Genomic DNA, 7,103 nt, shown 5'->3' on the forward strand with positions numbered 1-7,103 from the left:
CAAAATAAATATTTCCCTAAAGCTCCCCTCAAAAGCGATGATCTGTGCAAAGTTGAGTCAATTTGTTTGTGACCCCACGGTTGTCGCAGGAGAGCTTTCATGAGTAAAAAAATTGATGTGCGTGAGATTGATGCTTTAGTCGATGCACAAAATGGCCGTATTTCTCCGTCCATTTATACAGATCCAGATTTATATGAACTGGAACTTGAGCGTGTATTTGGTCGTACTTGGTTATTTCTTTGCCATGAAAGCCAAATTCCAAAAGCGGGTGATTTTTTTAATACCTATATGGGTGAAGATCCGATTATCGTGGTGCGTCAAAAAGATGGCTCAATCAAAGCATTATTAAACCAATGCCGTCATCGTTCTATGCGTGTGAGTTTTGCAGACTGTGGTAATACCCGCGCATTCACTTGTCCATATCACGGTTGGTCATATGGTGTTGATGGTTCACTGAAAGACATTCCACTAGAAGATCGTGCATTCCCACAAGGTGCATGCAAAGAGAAGTGGGGTCTAGTCGAAGTCAATCGTGTTAAATCCTACAAAGGTTTAATTTTCGGTTGTTGGGATGAAAGCACACCCGATCTAGAGGAATACATGGGCGATATTGCTTGGTATTTAGATGGTGTGGTAGATCGTCGTCCGGGTGGTACAGAAATCATTGGTGGCGTACACAAATGGGAAATTGAGTGTAATTGGAAATTTGCAGCTGAACAGTTTGCATCGGATCAATATCACGCTTTGTTTTCACATGCTTCTGCAATTCAAGTGTTGGGTGCAAAACCAGATGATGAATCATCGAAAAAATTAGGTGCTGCGCAAACTGCTCGTCCTGTTTGGGAAACAGCCAAAGATGCAGTTCAATACGGTTCGCGTGGTCATGGTTCAGGTTTCTTCTTTACTGAAAAGCCAGATGCAAACGTTTGGGTCGATGGTGAAGTTGCCAATTATTTCCGTGAAACCTTTGACGAAGTGAAAGAGCGTTTGGGTGAAACACGTGCTTTGCGTTTGGCAGGTCACAACAACATGTTCCCAACCATGTCTTGGTTGAACGGTACAGCAACACTTCGTGTATGGCACCCACGTGGGCCAAATAAAACTGAAGTTTGGGCATTTTGTATTGCAGATGCTGAAGCATCACAAGAAGTCAAAGAAGCATTTGAACGTTCAGCCACTCGTGCATTTGGTCCAGCAGGTTTCCTTGAGCAAGATGACTCAGAAAACTGGATTGAAATTCAAAAAGTACTTCGTGGTTATAAAGCACGTAATAACCAACTTATTATGGAAATGGGCTTGGGTAACGAGAAAGTCCGTGAAGACGGCATTCCAGGCATTACCAATTATATTTTTTCTGAAACAGCAGCACGTGGTTTGTACCGTCGTTGGGCAGATTTGTTGATTCATGAAAAATGGGAAGATGTAGAAAAAGCAGCTGATGAATATGAGAAGGGGCTAATGAAATGAGCCAAATCAGTTTAGAACTTCATTATCAAATCAGTCAGTTTCTTTATCGCGAAGCAAAAATGCTCGATGACTGGAAATTCCGCGATTGGTTAAGCGTATTGGCAGAAGATATTTCTTATACCTTACGTACCACTCCAAACGCTCAAACACGTGATCGTCGTCGTTCAGTTGAGCCACCAACGACTTGGGTATTTAACGATACTAAAGACTTGTTAGAACGCCGAGTTGCTCGTTTAGAAACAGGCATGGCGTGGGCTGAAGAGCCTCCATCACGTACAACGCACATGGTTTCAAATGTGATTGTTGAAGCGACTGATGTTGAAGGTGAATATGATGTTTACGTGACATATTTGTTGTATCGCACGCAGAAAGAAAAAGATGTGACTATTTACTGTGGTAAGCGTCACGACAAAATTCGTACAGTCAATTCTGAACAAGGCTTTCAGATCTTCAACCGTAAGATCACCTTAGATCAGGTGACTTATAACTCACATAATCTGAGCGTGTTTTTCTAATGAATAAAATTTTTGTTTGCCAAATTGATGAATTAGACGAAGGTGAAGCGCTTAAAGTTGAATGTGGCATAAATGGTATTGAAGCACTTGCAGTATTTAACAACGGTGGTGAGTTCTTTGCTATGAATGACCGTTGTTCACATGGTAATGCATCAATGTCTGAAGGCTATCTTGAAGATGATGGTACGGTTGAATGTCCATTACATTCTGCACGTTTCTGTTTAAAAACAGGCGAAGCACTGTGCTTGCCTGCAACAGATCCAATCAAAACATTCCCTGTGATTGTTGAAGATGGTCAGTTATTTGTAGAAATGGCAGGAGAGTAATCATGGGTTGGCTACAAGGCGAAGTTGTACTGATCACTGGTGGTGGTTCTGGTTTAGGTTGGGCTTTAGTTGAACGCTTTATAGAAGAGGGTGCACAGGTTGCGGTTCTTCAACGTTCAAAAGAAAAAGTCTTGGCTTTGAATGAACACTTTGGTGATCAAGTTTTTGTTATTGAAGGTGATGTAGTCAGCTATGCAGACAATCTTCGTGCTGTAAATGCTACTGTAGAACGCTTTGGTAAACTCGATTGTTTCGTTGGCAATGCAGGTATCTGGGATCATTATGCAGATATCGTGAATACATCAGGTGAGCAATTAGAAAAAGCTTTTGATGAAATTATGGGCATTAACACCAAGTCTTTAATTTTAGGTGCGAAAGCCGCTTTAGATGCATTGATCGCTTCTGAAGGTTCTATCATATTTACTTTGTCTAACTCTGCACTGTACTCCGCAGGCGGAGGTCCTGTGTATACAGCATCTAAGCATGCTGGCGTGGGTATTATGAAAGAACTTGCTTATGAGCTTGCGCCTAAAGTACGAGTGAATGCAGTAGCGCCATCGGGTATGAATGTCAACATTAAAGGTGCTGCATCATTAGGTCAGGAAAATGTCGGTTTGTTAGATGTCCGTGATCCAGAAAAGATTGGTCGTGGTATGCCTTTAGGCTTTTTACCTGAACCTGAAGATATGACAGGCTCATACGTCTTGTTGGCTTCCCGTGCCAATAACCGCCCACTCACAGGTGTGTTAATTAATGCGGAATGTGGTCTAGGCATTCGTGGTTTACGTCAACCACGCGCAGGATTCTTTGATGAATGATTTTTCACTGAACTATTAACAGATTAATCTCTCCTCAACCCTTCTTTAAAAAGAAGCGAGTATCTCGAATTTTAATTGGTATTTCATATTCGAAAGTTATCACTCTTTTTCAAAAGGGCGGCGGAGGGGATTAAGAGGCACAATTACTGCTTCTATTTCGGAGTCTCACATGCCCGTTAAACTCATTTGTGCCTCGCACAGTCCGCTCATGGAATTTGCTTCACCACAGGATCAGTCTCAGGAACAAAAAGTTCGTGATGCTTTTACACGGTTGTCAGCAGAAGTCAAAGACTATGAACCAACTTTAATCATCACTTTTGGACCTGACCATTTTAATGGCTTCTTTTATGACTTAATGCCAAGTTTCTGTGTGGGTATTCGTGCCACAGCTGCAGGCGATTGGGATTACGGAAAAGAGAACAATAAAATTGATGTGCCAGAACAAAAAGCATTGGACTTGGTTCGCCGTGTGTTAGATGAAGGGGTTGATGTTGCATACTCATATCGTATGCAGGCAGATCATGGAGTGACTCAACCATTGCATTTCCTATGTAATGGTAAACTAGACCGTTATCCAACCATTCCCATTTTTATCAATGGTGCTGCTGCGCCAATGCCAACCACAAAGCGTACAGTGGCTTTGGGTCGTGCTGTGGGGCAGTTCATCAAATCATTAAATCTTGAAAATGAACGTGTGCTGATTTTGGGTACGGGTGGTTTATCGCATGACCCACCAACACCACAAATGGGTTCAGTACCCCCAGCAGTTGAAGAGTTTTTAATTGCCGGTCGTAACCCAACAGATGAGGCACGAAATGCCCGTCAGGCAAAAATTATTGCAGTGGGTCAAAAGTTAGCAGCAGGTGATACCTCTGTGGCTGTACCGCTTAGTCCTGAGTGGGATATTGCCTTGTTGGAAAAATTCAAACAGGCAGATTTCACCACACTTGAAGCCATGACTGAAGATGAAATTCGCCGTGATGGTGGTCGTGGCGGTCAAGAAGTCCGTTCATGGATGGCAGCCTTTGCTGCACTTCACGAAATTGGTGAATACGATATGACCACACATTGCTATGAAGATATTAGTGAGTGGATTGCGGGCTTCGGCATTGTTTCTGCAGAATTAAAAGGTTAATACTATGAGCAACATCGAAACCATTGTTATCGTAGGTGCAGGTCAAGCAGGTGCGAGCGCAATTTTAGAACTTCGTAGCAACAAATACGAAGGCAACATCATTTTAATTGGGGATGAAACGCATCTGCCTTATGAGCGTCCACCCTTATCAAAAGATGTGATTCTAAAACCTGAAAACACCAAAATTGAAATTTTTTCAACTGAAAAATTGGCAGATCTTGGGGTGATAACTATTCGTGGTAATGGCGTTGTAAAAATCAATGCGACTGCGAAAACTGTTGAACTTCAAAATGGTGATGTTGTTGCTTATGACAAATTGTTGCTTGCAACAGGAGGAGCTGCACGTCGTTTACCTAACTTTGATGCTCTAGGTAAACACGTTTATACGTTACGCAACCTTGAAGATTCACAAGCTTTAGTTCCTGTCCTTCAAAAAGGTCGCCGTATTATTTTGATCGGTGGTGGTGTAATTGGTTTAGAGCTTGCATCATCAGCACGTTTTAAAGACTGTGATGTGACTGTGATTGAAATGAGCGCAATGGTGATGGGGCGTTCATCACCACGTATTTTGAGCGAATTTTTATTGGCACAGCAATGCCTTGCCGGTGTAGATGTACGCCTTTCAACAGCGATATCAAATTGTTATATTGAAGAAAATCAAGGTGCTGAAGAAATTGTGATCACCCTTGAGGGCGGTGAAGTGCTTCGTGCCGATGCAGTTATTTATGGCATTGGTATTGTGCCAAATGCACAACTTGCAGTAGACGCAGGGCTAGATGTTGATTTTGCGATTAAAGTGAATGAAAACTGCCAAACATCAAATCCAGACATTTATGCTGCGGGTGATGTAGCATCGCAACTACGTGACTGTGGTAATCATCGCCGTGTTGAAACGTGGGAAAATGCTAACCTTCAAGCTGGTATTTTTGCCCGTCATGTCATGGGTGTTGAGCATCCGACAATTAATCCTGGATGGTTTTGGACAGATCAGCTGAATATCAACTACCAATTTGTCGGTGAAATGTCTGCAAACGAATGGATTATTCGTGGTGAAATGAATGCTGAACAACGTGATGAATCTTCATTTGTATTGTTTGGTGTGGCGGATGGTGTAATCGTAGGTGGTATTACAGTGAATGCTGCAAAAGATATGCGTTTTTTGAAAAAATTAATCAGTAATAATGCATCTTTTGAAGCTGAAAAATATTTAGATTTGAGTCAAGATTTACGTAAAATTGTGAAGTAAATCAAAATTATTTTTTTTTAAAAGCCTCAATTTATTGGGGGTTTTTTTAGGCTTGTTTTTCTCTAATAAGTAAATTTTGATCTATGTAGAAAAAGTATTCAAAATATAATTTTCTATCTATTAGATGATCAATTCCTATTGAAAAACAAGAATAAACACAATTAAAAAAGACTATAGCTGAATGATTATGTGAAATGTAAAAGTCTATAAAATAGAACGTATTAAATCACTCTATTACTTGAAATTTTTGTAAAAATTAAAGTTAAAATTAGATCTTTAAAGAAGGTGTATAGGGGGATTAAAAACAACCATTATTGTCATTATAGGAGTGTTTTCTATTTGTTATGTATCGGAATTTACAAAAAAAAAGATAGGATAATTTTTTTAAATTATTGATTTTAATTTTATTTTCTTTGGAAGTGTGAGCGAGACTTATTTTTCCAACATTTGCATAATAGTCAAGTATACAAAAAAAACAATTAGTGTGATATAAATCACAGTTCTTTGGTGGTTGTTTATAAAAAGTTCGTTTTTTCATAGCCAGTAAGAACAAAAACAGAATGAAAAATTAGAAATAACCATTTTTATATAATTATTATGAGGTTTAATTTATGCCGAATATCTCGATTATTTCTAAGACCAGTCATGAGGTTTTACAAACTTTAGACTCGAGTCAAGTGAAAGAGATTAATCTAACGGAAAACTCCGTTGTGGTTATCGATATTCCCAAAGAAGATGTCGCAAAATTTGCTCGTGAAGGAAATTCAGCAATTATCGTTCTCAAAACGGGCGAAATAATTGTTATTCAAAATTATTTTAATAATGATAATACTGTAGATAATAATATTGTATTTGATGATGACTCAGGACAACTTTTCTGGGCAGAATTTACTGATTCTAATGGTGTAATTACAGATACGATTAAATATCACTTAATTGATGATGTTGATCCATTGCTTTATCATGATAATGATATGGTTGCAATGCTCCTGCCGTGGGTGGGTGGTGGTGCAACACTTGGTGCACTTGGGGCAGCTATTGGTGATGATAACAAAGATGATGGTGACAATACACCACCATCAAAACCCGTTATTCACCCAATCAATCCAAAAAGTCCAATTACAGGTGAAGGAGAGCCAGGTGGAACGGTTATTGTTAAATTTCCTGATGGCACGACAGCAACGGCAATTGTAGACTCGAAAGGCAATTGGACTGTACCGAATCCCGGTAACTTAAAAGATGGAGATGAAGTTACGGCTGTTGTAAAAGATCCATCTGGTAATACGTCACCAGAAGATACTGAAACCGTTGATGGTATTCCACCTGCTATAGATATTAACCCGATCAATCAAAAAGATCCGATCACAGGTGTGACAGAGCCAGGTGGAAAAGTAACGGTTAACTTCCCAGATGGCACAACAGTGACTGCTGTTGCTGACTCAAAAGGTAATTGGTCTGTACCAAATCCAGGTAACTTAAAAGATGGCGAAGAAGTTACTGCAACAGCAAAAGACCCTGCGGGCAACGAAGGCATAGCGAAAGAAGAAGTTGATGGCAAAGCACCAATTATTGATATAGATCCAATCAAGCCAGGTG

7 protein-coding genes are annotated in these 7,103 nt (G+C 40.0%); all 7 read left to right on the forward strand.

Going from position 1 to position 7,103, the window contains the following annotated elements; translation table 11 throughout:
* The first annotated feature begins 99 nt into the window (after positions 1-99).
* A complete protein-coding gene (gene hcaE, locus FW754_RS12205) occupies positions 100-1,467 on the forward strand; it encodes a 3-phenylpropionate/cinnamic acid dioxygenase subunit alpha (RefSeq protein ID WP_409512791.1) in 1,368 nt (455 codons plus the stop codon).
* Positions 1,464-1,982, forward strand: coding sequence for a 3-phenylpropionate/cinnamic acid dioxygenase subunit beta (gene hcaF / locus FW754_RS12210; protein ID WP_409512792.1), 519 nt, complete (start codon positions 1,464-1,466; stop codon positions 1,980-1,982). Before hcaE ends, hcaF begins: the two co-directional genes overlap by 4 nt.
* Entirely contained in the window at positions 1,982-2,308 is a 327-nt protein-coding gene (hcaC, locus tag FW754_RS12215) for a 3-phenylpropionate/cinnamic acid dioxygenase ferredoxin subunit (protein ID WP_409512793.1), read from the forward strand. Before hcaF ends, hcaC begins: the two co-directional genes overlap by 1 nt.
* 2 nt (positions 2,309-2,310) lie before the next feature.
* Positions 2,311-3,126 carry a 3-phenylpropionate-dihydrodiol/cinnamic acid-dihydrodiol dehydrogenase gene (hcaB, locus tag FW754_RS12220; RefSeq protein ID WP_409512794.1) on the forward strand — a complete coding sequence of 272 codons (816 nt, stop codon included), beginning with the start codon at positions 2,311-2,313 and terminating at the stop codon, positions 3,124-3,126.
* 169 nt (positions 3,127-3,295) lie between these two features.
* On the forward strand, positions 3,296-4,261 hold the full coding sequence (locus tag FW754_RS12225; RefSeq protein ID WP_446324792.1) for a 3-carboxyethylcatechol 2,3-dioxygenase: 966 nt from the start codon (positions 3,296-3,298) through the stop codon (positions 4,259-4,261).
* 4 nt (positions 4,262-4,265) lie between these two features.
* Positions 4,266-5,507 (forward strand): 3-phenylpropionate/cinnamic acid dioxygenase ferredoxin--NAD(+) reductase subunit, encoded by a 1,242-nt coding sequence (gene hcaD, locus FW754_RS12230; protein WP_446324793.1) that lies wholly within the window; start codon positions 4,266-4,268, stop codon positions 5,505-5,507.
* Between the two features lie 611 nt (positions 5,508-6,118).
* Positions 6,119-7,103 (forward strand): BapA/Bap/LapF family prefix-like domain-containing protein (locus tag FW754_RS12235; protein WP_446324794.1); only part of this gene is annotated, 985 nt, incomplete at its 3' end.

It is taken from the genome of Acinetobacter sp. 1207_04 (genome assembly GCF_052850415.1).